The organism is Streptomyces sp. NPDC052301 (assembly GCF_044593395.1).
Classification (GTDB): Bacteria; Actinomycetota; Actinomycetes; order Streptomycetales; family Streptomycetaceae; genus Streptomyces.
Window position 1 is genome coordinate 75885 of record NZ_JBIUBE010000015.1, and the last position, 20866, is coordinate 96750.

20 protein-coding genes and 1 pseudogene are annotated in these 20866 nt (G+C 72.9%); 8 read left to right on the forward strand and 13 right to left on the reverse strand.

Annotation, left to right across the window (positions count from 1 at the left end; genetic code table 11):
• The first annotated feature begins 17 nt into the window (after positions 1-17).
• A complete protein-coding gene (locus ACIHEJ_RS32880) occupies positions 18-629 on the forward strand; it encodes a 2'-5' RNA ligase family protein (protein ID WP_400140991.1) in 612 nt (203 codons plus the stop codon).
• Between the two features lie 3 nt (positions 630-632).
• Here the strand turns inward: ACIHEJ_RS32880 and ACIHEJ_RS32885 are convergent, their stop codons facing one another.
• Positions 633-1340 (reverse strand): ABC transporter ATP-binding protein, encoded by a 708-nt coding sequence (locus ACIHEJ_RS32885; RefSeq protein ID WP_400140993.1) that lies wholly within the window; start codon positions 1338-1340, stop codon positions 633-635.
• The gene (locus ACIHEJ_RS32890; RefSeq protein ID WP_400141242.1) at positions 1337-2425 is read right to left on the reverse strand and encodes an ABC transporter permease; all 1089 of its coding nucleotides are present in this window, start codon (positions 2423-2425) and stop codon (positions 1337-1339) included. The genes ACIHEJ_RS32885 and ACIHEJ_RS32890 overlap by 4 nt, the downstream gene beginning before the upstream one ends.
• A 170-nt stretch (positions 2426-2595) precedes the next feature.
• On the opposite strand from ACIHEJ_RS32890, the gene ACIHEJ_RS32895 reads away from it, so the two are divergent.
• Both ACIHEJ_RS32895 and ACIHEJ_RS32900 read left to right on the forward strand, forming a co-directional pair.
• Positions 2596-3816, forward strand: a complete 1221-nt coding sequence (locus ACIHEJ_RS32895; RefSeq protein ID WP_400140995.1) for a sensor histidine kinase — start codon at positions 2596-2598, stop codon at positions 3814-3816.
• A complete protein-coding gene (locus ACIHEJ_RS32900; RefSeq protein WP_400140996.1) occupies positions 3813-4448 on the forward strand; it encodes a response regulator in 636 nt (211 codons plus the stop codon). Before ACIHEJ_RS32895 ends, ACIHEJ_RS32900 begins: the two co-directional genes overlap by 4 nt.
• 27 nt (positions 4449-4475) lie before the next feature.
• Here ACIHEJ_RS32900 and ACIHEJ_RS32905 read toward each other — a convergent pair whose 3' ends face one another.
• From ACIHEJ_RS32905 to ACIHEJ_RS32920, 4 genes are all read right to left on the reverse strand, one after another.
• Positions 4476-5726 (reverse strand): hypothetical protein, encoded by a 1251-nt coding sequence (locus ACIHEJ_RS32905; protein WP_400140998.1) that lies wholly within the window; start codon positions 5724-5726, stop codon positions 4476-4478.
• A 57-nt stretch (positions 5727-5783) separates the two neighbouring features.
• Positions 5784-6317 (reverse strand): SigE family RNA polymerase sigma factor, encoded by a 534-nt coding sequence (locus ACIHEJ_RS32910; protein ID WP_400141000.1) that lies wholly within the window; start codon positions 6315-6317, stop codon positions 5784-5786.
• Positions 6318-6576: 259 nt separating this feature from the next.
• Positions 6577-7317, reverse strand: a complete 741-nt coding sequence (locus ACIHEJ_RS32915) for a class I SAM-dependent methyltransferase (RefSeq protein ID WP_400141002.1) — start codon at positions 7315-7317, stop codon at positions 6577-6579.
• A 267-nt stretch (positions 7318-7584) separates the two neighbouring features.
• Positions 7585-8025, reverse strand: a complete 441-nt coding sequence (locus tag ACIHEJ_RS32920) for an STAS domain-containing protein (RefSeq protein ID WP_400141003.1) — start codon at positions 8023-8025, stop codon at positions 7585-7587.
• A 142-nt stretch (positions 8026-8167) separates the two neighbouring features.
• Between ACIHEJ_RS32920 and ACIHEJ_RS32925 the strand changes: the two genes are divergently transcribed.
• Complete coding sequence (locus tag ACIHEJ_RS32925; protein ID WP_400141005.1) at positions 8168-8506, forward strand: helix-turn-helix transcriptional regulator; 339 nt, start codon at positions 8168-8170, stop codon at positions 8504-8506.
• A gap of 63 nt (positions 8507-8569) precedes the next feature.
• On the forward strand, positions 8570-8830 hold the full coding sequence (locus ACIHEJ_RS32930; RefSeq protein WP_400141007.1) for a GlsB/YeaQ/YmgE family stress response membrane protein: 261 nt from the start codon (positions 8570-8572) through the stop codon (positions 8828-8830).
• Between the two features lie 39 nt (positions 8831-8869).
• Here ACIHEJ_RS32930 and ACIHEJ_RS32935 read toward each other — a convergent pair.
• Positions 8870-10071, reverse strand: a pseudogene (locus tag ACIHEJ_RS32935) (spore photoproduct lyase family protein).
• Positions 10072-10405: 334 nt separating this feature from the next.
• On the opposite strand from ACIHEJ_RS32935, the gene ACIHEJ_RS32940 reads away from it, so the two are divergent.
• Positions 10406-12187, forward strand: a complete 1782-nt coding sequence (locus ACIHEJ_RS32940) for an N-acetylglutaminylglutamine amidotransferase (RefSeq protein ID WP_400141009.1) — start codon at positions 10406-10408, stop codon at positions 12185-12187.
• Positions 12163-14628, forward strand: a complete 2466-nt coding sequence (locus tag ACIHEJ_RS32945) for a prolyl oligopeptidase family serine peptidase (protein WP_400141011.1) — start codon at positions 12163-12165, stop codon at positions 14626-14628. Before ACIHEJ_RS32940 ends, ACIHEJ_RS32945 begins: the two co-directional genes overlap by 25 nt.
• 28 nt (positions 14629-14656) lie before the next feature.
• Here ACIHEJ_RS32945 and ACIHEJ_RS32950 read toward each other — a convergent pair whose 3' ends face one another.
• Positions 14657-15463, reverse strand: a complete 807-nt coding sequence (locus ACIHEJ_RS32950) for a restriction endonuclease (RefSeq protein WP_400141013.1) — start codon at positions 15461-15463, stop codon at positions 14657-14659.
• Between the two features lie 165 nt (positions 15464-15628).
• Here ACIHEJ_RS32950 and ACIHEJ_RS32955 point away from each other — a divergent pair, with 165 nt between their 5' ends.
• Positions 15629-16468: an RNA polymerase sigma factor SigF gene (locus tag ACIHEJ_RS32955; protein WP_400141015.1), complete on the forward strand. Its 840-nt coding sequence runs from the start codon at positions 15629-15631 to the stop codon at positions 16466-16468.
• Between the two features lie 17 nt (positions 16469-16485).
• Here the strand turns inward: ACIHEJ_RS32955 and ACIHEJ_RS32960 are convergent, their stop codons facing one another.
• The 5 genes from ACIHEJ_RS32960 to ACIHEJ_RS32980 form a co-directional block, all read right to left on the reverse strand.
• Entirely contained in the window at positions 16486-16974 is a 489-nt protein-coding gene (locus ACIHEJ_RS32960; RefSeq protein WP_400141017.1) for an MSMEG_6728 family protein, read from the reverse strand.
• Positions 16974-17870: an SDR family oxidoreductase gene (locus ACIHEJ_RS32965; protein ID WP_400141019.1), complete on the reverse strand. Its 897-nt coding sequence runs from the start codon at positions 17868-17870 to the stop codon at positions 16974-16976. The genes ACIHEJ_RS32960 and ACIHEJ_RS32965 overlap by 1 nt, the downstream gene beginning before the upstream one ends.
• A 92-nt stretch (positions 17871-17962) precedes the next feature.
• Positions 17963-18415 (reverse strand): hypothetical protein, encoded by a 453-nt coding sequence (locus ACIHEJ_RS32970; protein WP_400141021.1) that lies wholly within the window; start codon positions 18413-18415, stop codon positions 17963-17965.
• A 91-nt stretch (positions 18416-18506) separates the two neighbouring features.
• The gene (locus ACIHEJ_RS32975; RefSeq protein WP_400141023.1) at positions 18507-20126 is read right to left on the reverse strand and encodes a phytoene desaturase family protein; all 1620 of its coding nucleotides are present in this window, start codon (positions 20124-20126) and stop codon (positions 18507-18509) included.
• The gene (locus tag ACIHEJ_RS32980) at positions 20119-20616 is read right to left on the reverse strand and encodes an SRPBCC family protein (RefSeq protein WP_400141025.1); all 498 of its coding nucleotides are present in this window, start codon (positions 20614-20616) and stop codon (positions 20119-20121) included. Before ACIHEJ_RS32980 ends, ACIHEJ_RS32975 begins: the two co-directional genes overlap by 8 nt.
• Between the last annotated feature and the right edge of the window lie 250 nt (positions 20617-20866).

Below are 20866 nucleotides of genomic sequence, written 5' to 3' on the forward strand. Positions count from 1 at the left end.
TCTGACACCATGGGCCCGTGGACGGGAATCCGCTGTCGGGCGGGCCGGTGGACGCGCTCGAGGTGGCGCCGACGCCCCGGACGGCGGTGGCGTGGATGCCGCCGCCGGAACTCTGGCCCGTGATCCAGGACATCCGCTGGGAGCACGATCCGCAGGTACGGCGGTGGCCGCCGCACGTGAACGTGCTGTTCGGCTTCGTGCCGGAGGAGGAGTTCGACCGGGCGGTGCCCGTGCTGTCGGCGGGCGCGGCACAGTGCTCGGCCTTCCCGGCGCGCCTGGCCGGTGTGCGGTATTTCCGGCACCGGCACTCCGCGACGGTGTGGCTCGATCCGGCCGCGGCGGACCCGGCCCCGTGGGCCCGCCTCCACCGCGAGCTGGAGGTGCGTTTCCCGCTCTGCCACGGGCGGGGCGGCCGCTTCACCCCGCATCTGTCCCTCGGCCGTACCCATGATCCGAAGCGCCTGGCCGCCGAGTGCGCCGTCCGGCTCGGCACGCTGTCGGCGGAGGTCGGAGAGATCGTCCTGCTCTCCCGGCGCGACGACGAGCCCATGCGACCCCGGGCCGTGATCACCCTCGGCACGGGCGAGGTCCGCGAACCGCAGGACCGGGAGAGGGCGATCGGATCGTAGCCGTCAGCGAGCGGGGCGCGGGTCACCGCTCGGCCGGAAGGCGGGCACGCGCAGACGTCCGTCGTGGACCTCGGCGATCTGGTCGGCCGCGGTGAGCTGCGTGCGGTCGTGGGTGACCAGGACGGTCGCGGTGCCCCGCTGACGGGTGAGGCGGGTGATCAGTTCGATGACGGCGGCACCGCGTGCGTGGTCGAGGGCGCTGGTGGGCTCATCGACCAGCAGTACGGTGGGGTCGTTCATCAGGGCGCGGGCGATGTTGACCCGCTGCCGTTGGCCGCCGGAGAGCTGGTGGGGCCGTCGGCCGGCCTGATCGGCGAGTCCGACGGCGTCCAGCAGTTCCATGGCCCGGCCGCGGGCGGCACCCGGCTTGCGGCCGTCGATCTGGGCCATGACCTGGAGCTGTTCCACGGCGGTGAGAGCGGGCAGCAGGTTGGGCTGCTGGAAGACGATGCCGATGGTGCGGCGGCGCAGGCCGCTCAGCTCGCCGCGGGTCATGCCGGTGGTGGGCGTCCCGTCGATCGTGACGGTGCCGGCGTCGGCGGTGACGAGCGTGGCGGCCACCGCGAGAAGGCTGGACTTGCCGGACCCGGAGGGGCCGACGACGGCGGTCAGGCTGCCCTTGGGCACCTGGAGGTTGACGTGGTCGAGCGCGGTCAGGCGGGAGGCGCCGTCGGGGTAGGTGAGGGTGATGCCGGTCAGGTGCAGGCTCATCGGGCGCTCCCCAGGGCGGTCAGCGGGTCGACGGAGGTGACGCGGCGGACGGACAGGGCCGCTCCCAGCGCACCGAGCGCGATCATCACGGCGGCCGGGGCCAGCACGGTGCCGGGGCTGAGGACGAACGGCACCGCCGAGCCGCTGACGAGGGCGCCCACGCCGACGGCGATGCCGGTACCGATCACGGTGTCGCAGGCCAGCAGTGCGACGGCCTGGCCGAGTGCGTCCCTGAGCAGGCCGGCGGTGGAGGCGCCCAAGGCCTTCAGCACGGCGACGTCACCACTGCGCTGAATGGTCCACACGGTGAAGAAGGCGCCGATGACCAGGGCGGAGATCGCGAACAGGAAGCCCCGCATCAGCTGCAGCGAGCCGTTCTCCGAGCTGTAGGAACCGATCGCGGACAGCGAGTCGTCCTTGGAGACCGTCTTCGTGCCGGCTGCCTCGTCGGCGGCCCGCAGGTCGGCGCCGGAGGTGCGCAGGGCGATGACGGTGGCGGCCGGGGCGCCGGCCGGGCCCGCGGGGGGCGCGGTCCTGCGCCAGGTGTCGAGACTGGTCCAGATGACGGGGGTGTGGCTGAAGAAGGCGTCACCGGTCACCGCCGCGACGGTCACCTTCTGCCCCGCAAGGGTGAGGGTGTCGCCCGCCGTCACCCCGAGGTCGTCGGCGGCGGAGGCCGACAGGACCGCCGTACGGTCGTCGATCTTGTCGCTGTCGGGGGCGAGCGCGGAGCCGGGCCGGACGCCGAACGCGGACACCCCGGCGCTCCTGTCCTTACGGGCGCTCGCCTTGGTGGTGGTGATGCCCAGCGGTTCGGCGCCGCGCACACCGGGCGTTCTGGCCCACTGCTGCCATTGCCTCGCGGTGACGGTGGAGTCGGCGTACGACAAGTGCCCGCCGCGGCCGGGCGCGCCGAACGCGATCCGGTCCGCGGGCAGCCCGGTGATCGCGGAGACGTTCTGCCGGCCCAGTCCGGCCGTCAGCCCGGACAGCAGCCCGACCAGGAGGGTGATGAGCACGATGACCGTACCCATCAGGGCGAAGCGCCCCTTGGCGAACCTCAGGTCTCTCCAGGCGACGAACACGGCTTCGACCTGCCCTTTCACGGGGTGGAACGGTAGGTCTCCACCGTCGTCGCTCACACCCCGCGCAGGCATCCGCCCCAGGACGGCACTTGCCGCACCGAAAGGCGGCCCACCGGTTGTAACTTTCGATGGAGGCCCGGCAGGCGGCCGTTCCTTAGCCTGGGAGCACTGTGAACGCCACCGCTCCCGCCTCGACTCCCACCACCCGGGCCCTGACCTGGTGTCTGCACCTGCTGGTCGTCGCCCTGCTCGCCCTGGCCGCCGGCCGGGCCGTCACCTCCCACGGCCCGCACCCGGCGGCGACCGTCGCCGCAGCAGCAGCCTGCGGCCTGATCTACGCGGCGGGGCCCGCGCTGCTCCGCGCACGCCGCTCATGGCGGGCCGCCGCACTGTGGCTGACCGCCGTGGGCGCCGCGTGGCTGGCGTTGCTGGTGCTGTCCGCCGACGGGGTATGGGTGGCGTTCCCGCTGTACTTCCTCCAGCTCCACCTGCTGCCCCGCCGTGCGGGACTGGCCGCTGTGGCCGCCACGGCGGTGGCGGCCGTCGCAGGCTTCGCGGCACACCAGGGTTCCTTCAGCGCGGCCATGGCCATCGGACCGGCTCTCGGCGCCGCCGTGGCGGTCGCGGTGGTGTGGGGGTACCAGGCGCTGTACCGGGAGAGCGAGCACCGGCGGCGCCTGATCGAGGAACTCACCGCCACCCGCGCCGATCTGGCCGCCGCCCAGCACACCGCCGGCGTGCTGGCCGAACGCGAGCGCCTGGCCCGCGAGATCCACGACACCCTCGCACAGGGCCTCTCCAGCATCCAACTGCTGCTGCGCGCTGCCGAACGGGCCCTGCCCCACACTCCGGAGAACGCCGTCCGCCACGTCGTCCAGGCACGGCACACCGCGGTCGACAACCTCGCCGAGGCGCGCCGCTTCGTCGCCGCCCTGACCCCACCCGCCCTGGAGGGCACCACTCTGGCCGACGCCCTGGAACGCCTGTGCGTCACCACCAGCAGCCGCCACCGGCTCACCGCGCGCTTCCGCCTCACGGGCGAGCCCGTACCACTGTCGACCGCGCACGAGGTCACGCTCCTGCGCGTCTGCCAGTCCGCCCTCGCCAACACCGTCCGGCACGCCGACGCCGCCACCGCCGAGGTCACCCTCGGCTACCTCGGCGACGCGGTCGCCCTGGACATCGTCGACGACGGACGCGGCTTCGATCCCGCGGACCTGCCCGCGCCGGATCCCGAGGCCGGCGGGTTCGGGCTGGCCGCCATGCGCGCTCGCGTCCACGCCTTCGGCGGCGCGCTCACCGTCGAATCCGCCCCCGGCCACGGCACGGCCCTGGCCGCCCGACTGCCGTACCAGCCCACCGCCGACACCACACCCGAGGACCGTTCGTGACCGACACCCCGATCCGCCTGCTCCTGGCGGACGACCACCCCGTCGTACGGGCGGGACTGCGCGCCGTCCTGGAGACCGAACCAGGGATCGCGGTGGTGGCCGAGGCCGCCACCGCCGAGGACGCCGTCACCCGGGCCGGCCAGGGGGACATCGACGTCGTCCTCATGGACCTCCAGTTCGGCAAGGGCATGAACGGCGCCGAGGCCACCGCCGCCATCACGGCCCGTCCGCGAGCCCCCCGCGTGCTGATCGTCACCACCTACGACACCGATGCCGACACGCTGCCCGCCATCGAGGCCGGGGCCACCGGGTACCTGCTCAAAGACGCGGAACCCGAGGACCTGGCCGCCGCCGTACGCACCGCCGCGGCGGGCCGTACCACGCTGGCACCCACCGTCGCGGACCGGCTGGTGAACCGGCTGCGTGCTCCCGGCACCGCCCTGACCCGGCGCGAGACCGAGGTGCTGGCGCTGGTCGCCGAGGGCCTGTCCAACCAGGCCGTCGGCAACCGGCTCCACCTCACCGAAGGCACGGTCAAGTCACACCTGGCCCGTGCCTACGTCAAGCTCGGGGTCGACTCCCGCACCGCCGCCGTCGCCACCGCCACCGAACTCGGCCTCATCCGACGGTAGGAACCGGGACGAGGACACGACGGACGGTCAGCCCAGTTTCAGCCACGCCGGGTCGGTGGCGATCTTCTCCAGCTGTGCCAGGGTGAGGGCCGGGGCGCTGCGGGTGGCGGGCGTGTTCTGCGCGCCGGAGTTGAAGGCGCTGATCACCACTCGGCGGCCGTCGGGCCGGATGGTGTCCACGGTCCACATGACGATCCCGGGCACACCCTTCTCGCCGGACGACTTGCGCCGGACGACCTTGGTTCCGTCGGGCAGCGTCTTCGCCCCCGCCCCGAAGAGCTGGTCCTCGACGTCCCGCATGTCGGGCTGGACGTTGATCTGCACCAGGGTGGCGCCCCGGCCGTCGTCGACGACGACGTACCCGAACTCGGGGTCGTCGTTGCGGCTCTTCGCGACGACTCGGAGCCCGTGCGGCACCAGACGGACGAGCGTCGCGGGGGCCGACCCGTGTCCCGTGCTCGGCGCGCTGCTCGGCGCGGCCGTCGCGGCGGACCCGGCGGGAACGGCGGCGAAGGCGTCGCGCCACTGGTGCGCGGTGACGAGCGCCTTCAACCGGGCGGCGGACAACGGAGGTTCGTCCCGGGTGACGGGCGAGTCCTTCTCGGCGGCGGCGTTCCACTCCTGTACGGAGACGTGCTGACCGGTCGGCGTGACCAGGTCGGCGGTCCACAGCTTCGTGCCGCCGCGGCGGTTCGGATACTCGTAGCCCTTGAGGACCATCAGGGCGGAGCCGTCGGGCAGCTTGGTGCTGGTGCAGGCGTCGTAGGCGATGAACACCTGGTCGGGGCACCGGGTGGCCTGCTGCGCCTCCTGGCTTCCGGCGGGGAGGCGACCGAGGGACACGGCGACGGCGGCCTTGCCCCGGCCGTCGTCGTAGACGGCCCGGGCGGCGGCCGAGTCGTCCGTGCCGTGCCCTTCCGCGCCGCTGAACCGCCCCTGGGGCATCAGCTTCTCGAGCGTCCGGACGAGCTTCTCGCCGGAGACGGCGGGGGTCGCGGTCCCGGAGGAGGCGTTTCCGGCAGGGTCGCTCGCCGCGGACTGCTGCCGTCCGGCGTGGGTCCCCTGTCCGCCGGGGAGGACGAGTGCCCCGCCGAGCCCGACGAGGGCGACGCCGGCGACACCGCCCGCCACGGCGGCCCGTCGCCGTACCCGCAGCCGACGGCCCTGCGCCGCACCGCGGGCGACCAGGTCCTGCCGGTCGGTGCCGAAGGCCCTGCCGGCATCCCGCAGGGCGTCGGCGAAGCGTTCCTCGAAGTGGTCGTGGTCTGGAGTGGGCATGGCGAACCGCCCTTTCACGGATAGCTGGTCGGTCGGAGCTGAGCGGACGGAACGGCGTCAGGGGCTGACGTACTCGCCGAGGGCGTCGCCCAGCAGCGCGCGCAGCCGGGCGAGGGCGCGGACGCAGCGCGTCCGCACGGCGGCCGGACTGGTGTTCATCGCGGCCGCCGCCTCCTCGATGCTTCGGTCCTCCCAGTACCGCAGGACGACCACGGCGCGGTCTTTCGCGGACAACTGCCCGAGCGCCGCCAGCAGGGTCAGCCGCAGGGACGCCTCACCCGCGGCGTCCGGTCCGGACACCTCGGGAAGCACGTCGGTCGCGCGTTCCCTGCGCGTGCTGTGGCGCCGCTGGTGGGTGAGGAAGCTGCGGGTGAGTACCGTCTGGGCGTACGCGGCCGGGTTGTCCGCCCGGGAGACCCGGTCCCATCGCAGGTACACCCGGCCCAGGGCCTCCTGGACGAGGTCCTCGGCGAGGTGGGTGTCGCCGCCGGTGAGCAGGCAGGCGGACCGGTACAGATGTCCGGCCCGCGCCGCCGCGAACTCCGAGTACCCCTCGTGTCCGTCGCGCCCGCTGCTGCGGCCCCATCTCATGCGTCCCCCTCGGCCCTGCCGGTCCTGTGCGGTGTTCCTGATCCATTGATGCGCCGGACCCGCCAGAATGTTTCACCGCTCTTTCTCTCCGACCGGCCGTTCCCGCGCGGGTCCGGGCAGACGACCGGGTACCCGGCCGAGGCAGGCACGGGAGCGACGCGATGCCCCGTCACCTGCCCGGCGGCCCGCAACGGCCGGCGGCCCGGCCCCCGTTCGCGCGATTCCGGGGGATCGGGCCGCCGGGGTGTCCCGTGGATCGTCAGGCGCGGCAGCGCAGCATCTCCAGCGGGGGGTTGGTGTGGAAGTCGTCCCAGTAGTCGGCGCCGAACGTGCGCACACCGGTGTCGGACACCGTCAGCGGGACCCAGGTCACCTCGGTGAATCCGGCTGCCCGCAGGGACTTCTCGTAGACCTCGCGACGCGGGAGGTTGGCGATGAACGAGACCGGCGGGTCGAGCAGCGCCGTGGTCCTGACCTGCGGTCCGGTCTCTGCCTCCGCACCGGTGAGCTCGCTGCGGAAGCCGTACTTGTCCGGCGGCGGCCCGTCGAAGCGGAAGTCGGGCGACTGGTTGAGCGCGAAGAGCTCGCCACCGGGCCTCAGGCTCCGGTGCACGGTGCGGCACATCCGCTCCGTGGCGGCGATGTCCTCGGCGTAGTTGAGCAGTTGGACCGCCCGGGCGATGTCGAACCGCTGCTCCAGGGGACGCAGTTCGGCCACATCACCCACCTCGTAGCGCACACCCAGCGGTTCGCGCTCCTCCAACTGCTGTGCCACGGCGACCATTTCGGCGGAGATGTCGATTCCCAGCACATCCGTGGCGCCGCGCCGCTTGAACTCCCTGCTGTAGAAGCCGGTGCCGGAGGCCAGGTCGAGGAGCGACGTGCCGTGCACGTCCCCGACCATGCCCAGGAAACTGGGCACCACCGCGTACTGCTCCAGTGGCAGGGCCTTGAACCCCTCGTAGGCCTCGCCGATCTCGTCGTACTGCTGCACGCTCACCGTGCGTCCTCCCCGGTTGCTCGGTCGTGTCCGAGGCCCGGCCCCCGTGCCCGGTGACATGCCGTGGCCTTCGACGGGCAGTCTCTCCACATCCCGGCGGGCCGTCGTACTGGGCGAACCCACAAAGATCCGGGCAGCGTCCCGGCCTCATGTACGGGCGGGCGCAGGGGAGATGGCGTCGCGCAGGCACGGTCGGTCATGGTGTTCGAGCCCGTGGGCGTGCCAATCCCTACCGGCCGGTAACCGTGGTGGCCGCGGGTCGCCGCGTCAGTGGTCCGGGCGGTCGCGGTTCGCGGGGATCTGGTGCTCCGGGCCGGAAGTGAACAGCTCTTGGGCTCCGACGAGGAGGAGCAGCCTGTCGAACGCGGGGCTGCTGGACCGGACGACCACGGTTCTGCCGAGTGCGACGGCGCGCTGGCGCAGATCCTGGAGCACACTCAGACCGGCGCAGTCGCAGAAGTCGAGCCCGCTCAGGTCGAGGTCGACGTCACCGGCCGACCCGGCCAGTGCCTCGTGCAGGTCGGGTCGGAGCTGCCTGCCGGAGTCGAGGTCGAGTTCACCCCTGACCGTCACGCTGACGCGGTGTCCGTCCGCTCCGTACGACATGCTCGCCCGACCGGGTGGCACCGGCCGGGCGGCGGCCTCGTCTCCTGTGCGCTCGGGGTCCGGTGCGGTGAGGGACTGGGCTCGGCGGGCGGGGTCATGCATGGCTCACTCCCTCATCTGATTGCTCATGTGCTGGCCGAGGTCCGCTTCCACATTCCCCCGGAAACCCGAAACACGTCAACTGATGCACGAAATGTAGTACGTGTTTTTGGTTACGCGAACCTGAGGCCGGTATGCTCGGGGCATGGACGGAGTACCCGAGCCGCACAACGGATGGACGTTCCTGACGAATCACGCCCGCGTACTCGCGGCCATCGCGGACAACCAGAACGCGCGCATCCGAGACATCGCCGCGCACTGTCGGCTGACCGAACGCGCCGTGCAGAAGATCATCGCCGACCTGGAGCAGGACGGATATCTCTCCCACACGCGAGAGGGCCGCGGCAACACCTACCGGATCGACCCCACGAAGATCCTGCGCCACCCGGCCGAGGCCGGACTGGGCCTGACGGTGGCCTCGCTCCTCTCCCTGCTCGCGCAGGACGAGGTCCACCGCGCCGCCCCGTCGATCCCCCAGGCGTAGAGCGGTGACTCACGGGCACGCGGGGATGTACCGAAACGTCGGCGCATCCCTGAAGGAGAAGACGTGTCGTTCTTGTGGGCCATCATCGCGGGACTCATCATCGGCCTTCTGGCCAAGCTGGTGCTTCCGGGCCGTCAGCCCATCCCTCTGTGGCTGACGGTTCTCCTCGGCATCGTCGGAGGAGTCGCAGGCAACGCGCTCGCCAGCGCCTTCGGCGTGGCCGACACCAGCGGGATCGACTGGATCCGCCATGTCTTCCAGGTGGGCGTCGCGGCCGTACTCATCGCCCTCGTGACCCCGATGTGGGCCCGACGGCACGCCTGAACCCGCACTGCACCTCGTCCCCGTAGGGGGTGGCGGCCGTCAGAACGCGTACCGGATGCGCAGCCAGGGCGCACGGGCCGCCACCAGTGCGCGCAGGGTCTGCACGGCCGCCGCCTTGACGTGGTCGGCGTAGCGGACGTTCGACGCCCCGTTCTCCGACCGTTTGCCCTGTTGCAGGGCGGGCTGCCACAGCAGCTCCTCGGCGCGGGGGTGCCAGCCGAGGTTGACCTCGTGCAGATCCCGGTTGTGGGTGAGCATGATGACTTCGGCCGCCGCCTGCCGTTTGACCCGGTCGGGCAGGACGTCGTCGAGGTGCCGGAGAACCTCGGCCCAGGCGTCCTCCCAGCCGGGGCGCAGCACCACGGGGGAGAGGTTGAAGTGGACCTCGTAGCCCGCGTCCAGGAAGTCCGCCGCGGCGGCGATGCGGTCGCGCACGGGTGACGTCCGTACGTCCAGCAGCCGCGAGTCCGCGGCGGGCATCAGCGAGAAGCGGACGCGGGTGCGGCCCCGGGGGTCCAGCGACAACAGGTCAGGGTTGACGAACTTGGTCGCGAACGAGGCCTTCGCCGTGGGCCACTGGCGGAAGGCCCGCACGAGATCGCGGTGTTGTCGCAGATCAGCGCGTCCACCGAACAGTCACCGTTCTCCCCGATGTCGTAGCCCCAGGCCGACTCGTCGCACTGGTTGGGTTCCCGCTTGCGCCCCTGGCGTGCGACGTGCCGGGCCAGGTGGGCGATGACGGCGTCGATGTTGGTGAAGACGGTGACGGGATCGGCGTACCCCTTGCGGCGCGGGACGTAGCAGTAGGCGCAGGCCATGGCGCACCCGTTGGAGCCCCCGGGGGCGATCCAGTCGGCGGACCGTCCGTTGGGCCGGGTGGTCAGCGTCTTCCGCACGCCCAGGACCAGCGTCTCCCCCTTCACGCGCACCCAGCGCTCGACGTTCCCCTCGTTGCCGTGCAGCCCCGGGATGCCCCAGTGGGAGTCCACCTCGATCAGGGCGGCGTCGGGGAAGCGGGCGAGGATCTGCCGGCCGCGCGCGGAGGCGGCGGCGGACGGCTCCGCGTAGATGGCCCGTACGGGCAGCAGACGGTGGGCCGCGGGGGAGTCACGGAACAGCGGGCGGTTCTGCGGGCCCTGCCCGTGAACCGTGCCGCCGCCCGGTGCCCCGCCTGCCGCCGTGGCGGCGTCCAGCGCGTCGAGGTCGAACAAGGCGTCCGGGGTTCCGCGGTCGTCGGGGATCGGGGCCACGTCTCCACTGTAGGCATCCACTGAAGGCGCGAGTCCCGCTCATCTGTGATGCAGTTGTCTCTGTGGAGCGTCCTCGCTTAGTCGTGGGCCGAGTGGGAAGTCGGAGGTGCAGAGCCAGGCGTCCGTCCGTCACCCCGAGGAGAGTGTCCGTGACCCTTCCCATCGGCACCGGACGCGTTCCGCACATCCCCAGACCCACCCCGTACCCGCTGCCGTCCCGAAGGAGGAGCATCACCGTGTCGACCGGCCCCGGCCACAAACCGACGGGCGGGCCCGCGCACAGCGCCCCGCGCCACCCCCACCCGCAACGGGGAGGTGGCGCCTGATGTGCGGCTTGAGCGGAGAGATGCGTTTCGACGGCACGCGGCCCGACCTGGCGGCCGTCGCGCGCATGAGTGACCGGCTCGCCGCCCGCGGCCCCGACGGCCACGGCATCTGGTCGCGGGACGCCGTGGCGCTGGCACACCGCCGACTGAAGATCATCGACCTGTCCGAGCGCGGGGATCAGCCGATGTCCGACGCCCAGCAGGAGCTGACGGGTGTCTTCAACGGCTGCATCTACAACTACGAGGAGTTGCGCGCGGAACTCGTGGGCCTCGGACACCGTTTCCGGTCCACTTCCGACACCGAGGTCGTCCTCAAGGCGTACCAGCAGTGGGGCGCCGACTGCGTCGACCGTTTCTACGGCATGTTCGCCTTCGCCCTCGTCGAGCACCGGACCGGCCGTCTGATCCTGGGACGCGACCGGCTCGGCATCAAGCCCCTGTACCTGGCACGGACCCCCGGACGGCTGCGGTTCGCCTCCTCGCTGCCCGCCCTGCTCGCGGCCGGCGACGTCGACACCTCGCTGGACCCGGCCGCCGTGCACCAGTATTTGAGCTGGCACGCGACCGTGGCCGCACCCCGCACCGTCCTGGCCGGTGTGCGCAAGCTGCCCCCGGCCACCGTGCGAATCGTGCAGCCGGACGGCAGTCACGAGGACCACTGCTACTGGCAGCCGTCGTACACGCGCCGCCCCGAGCACGCGGGCATGGGCCCCACCGAGTGGCGGGACGCGGTGCTGGACGCGCTGCGCACCGCCGTACGCCGCCGGATGGTCGCCGACGTGCAGGTCGGTGTCCTGCTCTCCGGCGGACTGGACTCCAGCCTGATCGTGGCACTGCTCGCCGACGAGGGGCAGCGGGACCTGGCCACGTTCAGCGTGGGCTTCGAGTCGGAAGGCGGCGACGAGGGGGACGAGTTCCGGTACTCCGACCTGATCGCCAAGGAGTTCGCCACCGATCACCATCAGCTGGTGGTCCCCTCGCGGCAGGTGTCGACGGCCCTGGACGCGGCGGTCGCCGCGATGAGCGAGCCGATGATGAGCCACGACGTGGTCGCGTTCCATCTGCTGTCCGAAGAAGTGGCCAGGCACGTGAAGGTCGTGCAGAGCGGGCAGGGCGCCGACGAGGTCTTCGCCGGCTACCACTGGTACCCGCGGCTGGCCGAAGCGGCCCGCGAGGAGGAACCGGAGAGGTACGCCGAGACGTACTTCGACCGGCCGCACACCGACCTCGCCGCGATGCTGCAACCGCACATGCTGCCGCGGGAGGACGTCTCCGGCCGGTTCGTCCGGGACCACATGGCGGCGCCGGGGGCCGAGACCGCACTCGACGCGGCCCTGCGGCTCGACACGCATGTCATGCTGGTGGACGACCCGGTCAAGCGGGTCGACAACATGACGATGGACTGGGGCCTGGAGGCCCGCGTGCCGTTCCTGGACCACCAGCTGGTGGAACTGGCGGCGGCCTGCCCACCGGAGCTGAAGCTGGCCGACGGCGGCAAGGGCGTCCTGAAGGAGGCCGGCCGCAAACTGCTGCCCCACGACGTGGTCGACCGTCCCAAGGGCTACTTCCCGGTCCCGGCGATCACCCACATGGCCGGACCCGTCCTGGAAAGGGTGCGCGAGGCGCTGCGCGCCCCCGAAGCCAAACGGCGCGGGCTCTTCCAGGACTCGTACGTCGCCGGACTCCTGGCGGCTCCTGACCGACACCGGACCAAGCGCGGAGCGAACGCGCTGTGGCAAGTGGCTTTGCTGGAGATATGGCTGCAGACGCACGGAATCTGACCGGGGAACCCCTCACGGAACGAACGCCCGGCACGGGCAGGCCTCCTGCCGAGCGGCCCCCCACGGCGCATCCGACGCGGACGGGGGGCCCGGCCCCGCAGGCCGCGGACCGGACCGGGGGCGGCGCAAATCCGCAGGCCACGGAGTGGGCGGGGGGCGGCGCCGGCAGGCAGGCCGCGGGTCGGACAGGCGGCCTCACGTCGCCGGCCCCGGGCCGGACCCGCGACTCGGCTCCTCAGGCCCTGGACCGGACCGGCAGCTCGGCTCCGCAAGCCCCTGACCGGAGGGGCAGCCCGGCTCCCCAGCCCCCGGACGGTCGTGCGCACGCCTTCGCCGCGCCCGCCCGCATCCCGCTGCCGGACGCCTCCGGACCGCGCGACGCCACGACCCGGCTCATCGCGCACGGCTGCTGGTACCCCTCGGCCGACCCGGCAGGGACCGAGGCCGCCTTCATCTGCGACCGAGGCGGTGTGCCCCAGCTCTGGGTGGGGCCCGTCGACGGCGAAGCGGTGCGTCTGCTCGACGACGGACCCGACCCCGTCCAGGAGGTGTCCTGGTCGCCCGACGGCCGCTGGATCGCCTACACCACTGCCCCCGGCGGCGGAGAGCACACGCGGGTCCTGTGCGTACGCCCCGACGGCACCGACCGGCACATCCTCGCCGGAGCCGAGCCGGGCAGCTCCGCCCACCTGGGCTGCTGGGCGCACGACGGCTCGGCGATCGCAGTCACCGTCGCGGTCCCCACCGCCGCACCCATGATCGTGCCGGCCGCGGACGCCACGGCGGAGTCCGGTCCGGCGGAACCGGGACCGGCCCCCGGCCGCCTGCCGGAGCACTGGCAGAGCCGGATGGGCGATGCGGAACTCCTGGGCGCGGCACCCCACACGGATCCCGGTATCGGACTGCCCTCGGCCCCCGCCACGGTCGACACGACGACGATCCGTGCCCCGGGTGACCGGCAGACCGCCCCGGGGGCCGGCTTCGGCGACGGGCTGTCGGCCTACCTCATCGACCCCGACGGCGTGACCGCCCCCGTTCTTCTCGCCACCGAGAAGGACGCGGCGACGCTCCGCGTGTGCGATCTCAGCCGTGACGGCGGCCTGGCGCTGCTGCGCCGGGGACCCCGCGGGCGGCGCGAGGCGTTCGTGCTGCGCACCGCCGACCACGTGACGACCTGTGTCATGCCGGTGGCCGACGGCGACCCGTGGATCGGCAGCTTCTCACCCCGTGCGGACACCCTGTGGCTGCGCAGCAACGCCCACCGGGAGTTCGCGGTGCTCCTCGCCGCCGACCTCGACCCCGAAGGCCGGCCACGCGGCTGGTCGGTCGGGGCGTCCCGCGAGGACAGCGAACTGGAGCTGCTGCGACACGCCCACGACGGCACTGCCGCCGTGCTCGCCTGGAACGTCCGGGGCACGAGCGAACTGGAGGTCCTCGACACGGACCCGTCCGCCACGGCCGGGGTCACCGCCGGTCCGCCCCGGTCCGTCTCCCTGCCCCACGAAGTGGTCACCCGCATCGCGGCCGCCGGCCACCGGCTGCTGCTGGCCCTGTCGGGGTCCCGGCGTCGCCCCGGCATCTGGTGGCTGCCCGAGGGCGTGACCCCGGTGCGCACCCCGTGGTCGTCACGGGACGAGGACGCCGTGCCGCCGGGCCGGCCGCCCGTGCGACCGGTCCCCCTCCGTCCGAACGCACGGGACGGGCTGCCGCTGGGCGGCTGGTACTACCGTGCACCGGGGCGCGGCCCGGGCGAACCGGCGCCCTGCGTCATCCATCTGCACGGCGGCCCCGAGGACCAGGAGCGCCCCGTCCTGTCCCCGCTGTACCACGAGATCCTGGGGCGCGGACTGGACATCTTCGCCCCCGACGTACGCGGGTCGTCGGGCTACGGCCGGTCGTTCGTCGACGCGGACCTGGGAAGGGGCCGGTTCGCCGCGCTCGACGACGTGGCGGACTGCGCCGCCCACGCGGTGCTGGAGGGCCCGGCCGACCCCTCCCGGCTGGCGGTCATGGGCCGCTCGTACGGCGGCTACCTCACGTTCGCCTCGCTGGTCCGGCACCCGGACCTGTTCCGCACCGGGGTGGCGGTGTGCGGCATGTCGGACTTCGCGTCGTTCTTCGCGGGCACCGAACCCTGGATCGCCCAGTCGGCCGCCCACAAGTACGGCCACCCGGTACGCGACCGCGAGCTGCTGCACGCCCTGTCCCCGATGAGCCGCATCGACGCGCTCCGCGCGCCGGTCCTCGCCGTGCACGGGGAACACGACACCAATGTCCCGCCGGGGGAGTCGGAGCAGTTCGTACGGGCGGCACGCGAACGTGGTCTGACCGCCGAACTGCTCACCCTGCGCGACGAAGGGCATGAGTTCCTCCGCGCGGACAACCGCCGGCTGTTCCGCCGTGCCGCCGCCGACTGGTTGCAGCGGCACCTGACCGGCTGAGCGGTGGAGCGGACCGGGCGGGACGGGTTCAGACGTCGGCCCGGTCCCAGGGGCTCGGACCCCCGCCTTCGCACCATGCCTGCAGATCCGGGCCGTTCACGCACACGATTCCGCACTGACGGGCGTACTCGAGAGCCGGCGCGGTGAAGTCGCTCGTGGTGACCACCGCCGCTATGTCGGCCTGGTGGATGGTGAAGCAGGTCCCCCCGAAACGCTGCATGTCCTGGGATCCGACCTTGTTGCCGTCACCGTAGTGCTTGCACTGGATGACCACGCGCCGCCCGTCCGCGGTGAGCGCGACGACGTCCGCGCCCAAGTCCCCGGCGCCGCCGACCACTTCCACGTCGGTGCAGTCGTCCCGGGCGCACAGCTCGGCTATGGCCTGTTCGAATTCGTCGGGGTCGAGTTCGGCGCAGGAGATCATCCGCGCGGGAGCGACCGCGTAGGCGCCGATGTCCGACGCGGGGGCGGCGAACACCTCCTCGTGCCCGCCGGGGCGTTCGGTGGGCGCATCCGCTTCGAGCGGTGCCGGGGCGGCGAGGCTGTCGGACGCCTTCTCGGCAGCCTCCTCCAGCGCGCGGGCGGCTCGGCGGGCGCCTCTCGCCGCGGAGAAGCGCCGCCACCTCGACCTGCCGGTCAGACCGGCCGCGACGGCGAGCACCACCAGGACACCGGCCCAGGCCGGGCGGTGCTCGACGACGTGTGCCGCGGTGCGCACGACGAAGGCCAGAACGCACAGGAGCAGAGCGAGCAGCAGGAAGAACAGCGCGGTCGTGCGCAGGTCGAAGCGCCTGTCGTCCCTCGTACGCAGGGACGGGCGTGCGGGTGCGGTCATGCAGGCTTCCTTCGGTCGGGGTCCTCGAATGATCACTTCGAATGATCACTTGTCCCCGCATCGGGCTTCGAAAAGCCGGGCATGCACGCGCCGGGTCGGGGTAGGCGGTTGATCATCGGTCGTGGAGCGACCGGCACAAGGCTGATCGACAGGGAGGGGCGCATCATGACGACGACCGTGAAGTCTGCCGGGCAGGCAGTGGATGTTCCGGAGATCGCCGACCCGTCCCAGGTCGCGCCGAAGGACGCGCGGGAGTTGTCGAAGGTGTTCTTCGACCAGCTCGCGGTGCTGGAGGAGGGGACCCCGGAGCACCAGTACGCGCGGAACACGCTGATCGAGATGAACATGTCCCTGGTCCGCTACGCGGCGGGCCGGTTCCGCAGCCGGGGCCCGGAGGAGATGGAGGACATCGTCCAGGTCGGCATGATCGGTCTGATCAAGGCGATCGACCGGTTCGAGCTGACCCGCGAGGTGGAGTTCACCTCCTTCGCGGTGCCGTACATCGTGGGCGAGATCAAGCGGTTCTTCCGCGACACGTCCTGGGCCGTGCACGTTCCCCGGCGGCTGCAGGAGGCCCGCGTGCAACTGGCGCGGGCCAAGGAGGAGCTGAGCAGCAGGCTGGGCCGGACGCCGACCACGCGGGAACTGTCCGAGCTGATGAGCCTGCCGGAGGAGGAGGTCGTCGAGGCCCAGCTCGCCTCCAACGGCTACAAGTCGGCCTCCCTGGACGCGGCGATCAACGGCACCGAGGACGGCGAGTCGGCACTGGCGGACTTCATCGGCGACGAGGACGCTGCCCTCGGCCTGGTCGAGGACTTCCACGCCCTCGCCCCGATGATCGCCGCACTTGACGAACGCGACCACAAGATCATCCACTGGCGGTTCGTCGAGGAACTCACCCAGGCGGAGATCGGCGAACGCCTCGGCGTCTCGCAGATGCACGTCTCGCGCCTGATCTCCCGCCTGCTGGCCCGCCTGCGCGAGGGCATGCTCGTCGACGGCTGATGAGGCGCCGCCGCCTCTCACCTGTCCGGCGTCACCTCGCTGCCCTCCCGGTCCGAGGACGGCCACACATAGGGCAGGTCGTCCGGCACTCCGGGGAAGGCGTGGGCGTAGGTGTCGTGGTCCTTGCGGACGAGCGCGGAGCGGTGGCTGCGGTGGAAGGCGTCGTCACCGAGCCACGGCGGGAGTTCCCCGGCGGCCGCGAGCGCGGGCTGGTCGCGTACGGCGGCGCCCGGACGGCTCGCGGCGTACCCGGCGACCAGCGAAGCGGCGCAGCTGTCCTGGTGCCCCTGCTCCCGCCACACCCGGCAGACCTCGAGGCCGTAGCGGACCAGCGCCTCCTCGTACCCGCGCCACATGCGCACGGCCGGGTGCCGCCGCCAGCCGTAGCCGGGGACGGTCAGGCCGCGCAGCACCTGCAGCGCCTCGACCCGCTGTTTGCCCAGCCGCCGGCGGTCCAGCAGCAGGGCGGAGCGCCGGAAGTCGGGATCGGGCAGGAAGGTCTGCATCAGCGCCGTTCCGGGCTCGGGGCACGCCGACGCGCCGCGGCGTCGGCGTCGCCGCCGGCGCCCAGCAGTCCGGTCGGCGCGAGGCACCCCTCGGCCTCCAGCCGGGACAGGTCGCGCCGGGACACGCGCAGTACCAGGGGCGGCAGGGCGGCACGCACCGGCTGCACCAGCCGCAGCCAGCCGGGTGCGTACACGGCGGTCCTGCGGTGCTCCACGCCGCGCACGATCCGCGCGGCGACCTCCTCGACGCCACGGACACGGCGGGCGGGCGCGGGCATGTGGCCGCGCAGTTCCCGCAGCACCGCATGACGGTCGGCGTCCCGGATCATGTCGGTGTCGGTCCAGTTCAGGTAGGCGATGCCCACGGCGACGCCGCTGCAGGCCACCTCCGCGCGCAGCGCGTGCGCGAACGCCTCCACGCCGGCCTTCGACGCGCAGTAGGCACTCATCAGCGGAGCCGCCCCGAGCGAGGCGAGGGAGGCGATCTGCAGGAAGTAGCCGGCCGTGGCCCGCAGGTCGGGCAGGAACGCCCGCGCGGTCTGTGCGCTGCCGGTGAGGTTGACGTCGATCACCCGGCGCCACTCGGCCGGGTCCGTGGCGGCGAACGGCCCGCCGTCCGCGACACCGGCGTTGGCCACGACGACGGACGGTGGCCCGAGACGGCGCCCCACCTCGTCGGCGGCCTCCCGCAGGGCCTGGAGGTCGGTCACGTCCGCCTCGAGCGCGAGCGACGGTGCCAGCAGCCGGTCGGCCAGCTCGTCCAGCAGGTGCTTCTCGTGTCCGAGGAGCGCGGGACGGCCCCCTCGCCGGGCCACCTCGCAGGCCAGCGCCGCTCCCACGCCGCGGGCGGCACCCGTGACGACGACGGTCCTGCCCGTCAGGGGACTGTTTCGCACGACCTCCGCCTTTCGCTGTCGGGCGCTGCCCCGGTCCCTGTCTGTCGTACGCCCGGCGCGCTCCGGTCCGGCCTGCGCGTCAGGCCTGCTCGTCAGGTCTCCATGGGCGGGGGACACGCCGTGTGGTCGGGATGGCCCGGGGTGCGCCGCGCCTCCTTCATCTCCGCCTCGTACAGGTGGTCCCGGCCCTGGACCAGTTCTGCCACCGCACTGCGCTCCAGCTCCTGGAACGGGCGGTAGTAGGTGTCGTTGTAGGCCTCGACGATCTGGAACGTCCAGTAACCGGGAAGGACGTTGCGGCCCAGGATCTCGGCCTCGATCTTGTCCGCCCACTCAGGGTGCCCGGCCTCGCGCAGCATGCGCACCGCCCGGTCCAGTTCCAGATCGGCGCCGCCGGTGAGCTGGTGGAAGCTGTACAGGTGCCCACGGGCCCGCTCCACGGTCTCCAGCGCCTTCGACAGGGAGCCGAGGGCCTCGACGGTGATGTCGTCGACGCCCGGGGGCCGTCGGTGCCGGGGGTCGAGTCCGTCCTGGTGGTCGTTCATGGACACTCCCTGGTGCGGTGGGCCTGAGCCCGTCTGTCGGGTACTTCCAGCTGTACCGCCCGGCCGGATGCGGCGCCTGCCGGAGCGGGGATCAGCGTGTGCGCCCGGTGCGGTCCCGGCGGCTGAGCAGGCGCTGCGCACCGGCGAGACCGGGCGCCCGGCCCGCGCGCAGGGCGGCGCGGGCCGCGTTGGCGCCGGGGCCGCCGTGCACTCCGCCTCCGGGGTGGGCACCGGCGGAGGCGAGGTAGAGACCGGCGACGGGCGTCTCCGGGCGCCCGGTGCCGGGTACGGGTCGAAGGACCAGCTGCTGGTGCACGGCGGTCGTGCCCCCGTTGATGGCACCGCCCGGGAGGTTGGCGTCGAGCGCCTCGAGCGTGGGCGGCGCCAGGATGCGCCGGGCTCGGATGCGGCTGCGAAAGCCGGGGGCGAAGCGTTCCACCTGGCGCTCAACCCGGTCCGCCATGCGTTCCTGGTCGTCCGGGCCCCAGGCGCCGGTGACACCCTCCTCACCGGCGTCCGCCCGGACGTCGTGCGGGACGTGCGTGTACGCCCAGGCGGACTCGGTGCCGTCGGGCGACCGGGACGGGTCCGCCGTGGTCATCTGCCCGAACAGGGCGAAGGGCCGGTCGGGCACCTCGCGCATGGCGATCTGCGCGGCGAAGCGGGTGAGCTCGTCCACGCCGTCGGCCAGGTGCACGGTCCCGGCCCGCCGGGCCTGTTCCGCCTGCCAGGGCACCGGCCCGTCGAGCGCCCAGTCCACCTTGAAGGTGGCGAAGTCCCACTGGAAACGCCGAAGGTCTTCCAGGACCTGCGCGGGCAGGTGCTCGGGCCCGACGAGTTCCTGGTAGAGGACGGGCACGGCCACGTCGGCGAGTACGGCCCTGCCCGCGGGCACCGTCTCACCGGAGCGGGTGCGCACCGCGACCGCGCGCCCTCCGCGGACGGCGACGTTCTGCACCCGTTCCCCGCAGCGGATCTCTCCGCCGCCCAGGCGAAGCCGCCGGATCAGCGCATCCGTCAGCGCGCCGGAACCACCGACCGGAACGGGGAAGCCGTACGCCTGTCCGAGCATCGACATCAGCCAGCCGAAGCCGCCGCTGCCGGCCGACTCGGGCGCGAGGTCGGCGTGCAGGGCGTTGCCGGCGAGGAGGAGCCGGCCGCCCTCGCCCCGGAACTCCTCCTCGCCCAACCGGCGGACCGGCAGGAGCAGGGACCGCGCCGCGCGCAGGCCGCCCGCCGCACGCAGGGTCCGCAGCAGCCGGGCCGAGGCCCTGATCGGCGGGAACGGCGTGAACAGGGCCTTGAGCAGATCCGGGCCCAGCGTCTGCCACAGCTCGAACAGGCGTCGCCAGGCCGCTCCGTCGCCGGGTGCGAACGCCTCCAGGGAGGCGGCGGTGGCGTCGACGCGCCGGTCCAGCACGGCGCACCGGCCGTCGCTGAGCGGATGGGCCAGTACGTGCGGTGCGTGGCTCCAGCGCAGCCCGTACTCCTCCAGACGGAGCGTGGACAGGATGGGGGAGGCCGCGGCCAGGGGATAGAAGGAGCTGAAGAGGTCGCTGACGTAGGCGGGATGCACACCTCGGTCGTGACGGACCGCGCCCCCCGGCTCGGGCTGTTCCTCGATCACCAGGACGCTCCAGCCGGCATCCGCCAGTACGTTGGCGGCCACCAGCCCGTTGGGGCCCGCTCCGATCACCACCGCGTCAGGCATCTCCGGCTGCTCCCTGTCTGTCACCGGTCCGCCGCGCGGACGCCCGGCGGCGTCCGTCCTCCTCGTCCTCGCAGCACCGGGCCAGCCGGGCGAGCATGGAACGGTGGCGCACCTGGATCAGGGCCTCCACACCGAGGTTGTGCAGGGCGGCTCCTGCCCCTTGCAGCGGGTGCTCGTCGACGATGACCAGACAGTCCCGGCCCCAGGCGCGCAGCTCGATGGAGAAGCGGGCCGTGCCCAGGAAACCCGCGAGGATCTCCAGTTCCAGACCGGCACCCTGCCGGCACTCCCGTACGACCGTCTCGTTGCCGACTCGGAACGGCCCGAACCGGATCTCGTAGGCGATCGACGCGTCCTCCTCGGGCCACCGGCCGCGCTTCGGCCGTGAGACACCGGTGCCCACCACCCACTCGGCATACCGGTTGCCGTCGGCGAGGACATCCCACACGGTGGCCGGATCGGCCTTGATCAAGCGATGACGGACCGCCATGTGCGCCTCCTGGCCGAGAGCTGGCACGGGCCTCACCGGGTGCCCAGGGACAGGCGAACCAACCAGGTCACCGACGGTGCACGGCCGGTGCGTTCCGGGCCGGCACCTTCCTGCGCGCGCCCCTCCCGGCCGCGTTGCGGCCGTGCCTCCGCCTCCGGCGCACCGGTGATCACGGTCGCCGGTGTGGGAAACCCCGACCGGGGCACGGGAAGGGCGAGGCGTTCCGCTGACGCGCGGACTCGCACCCGGG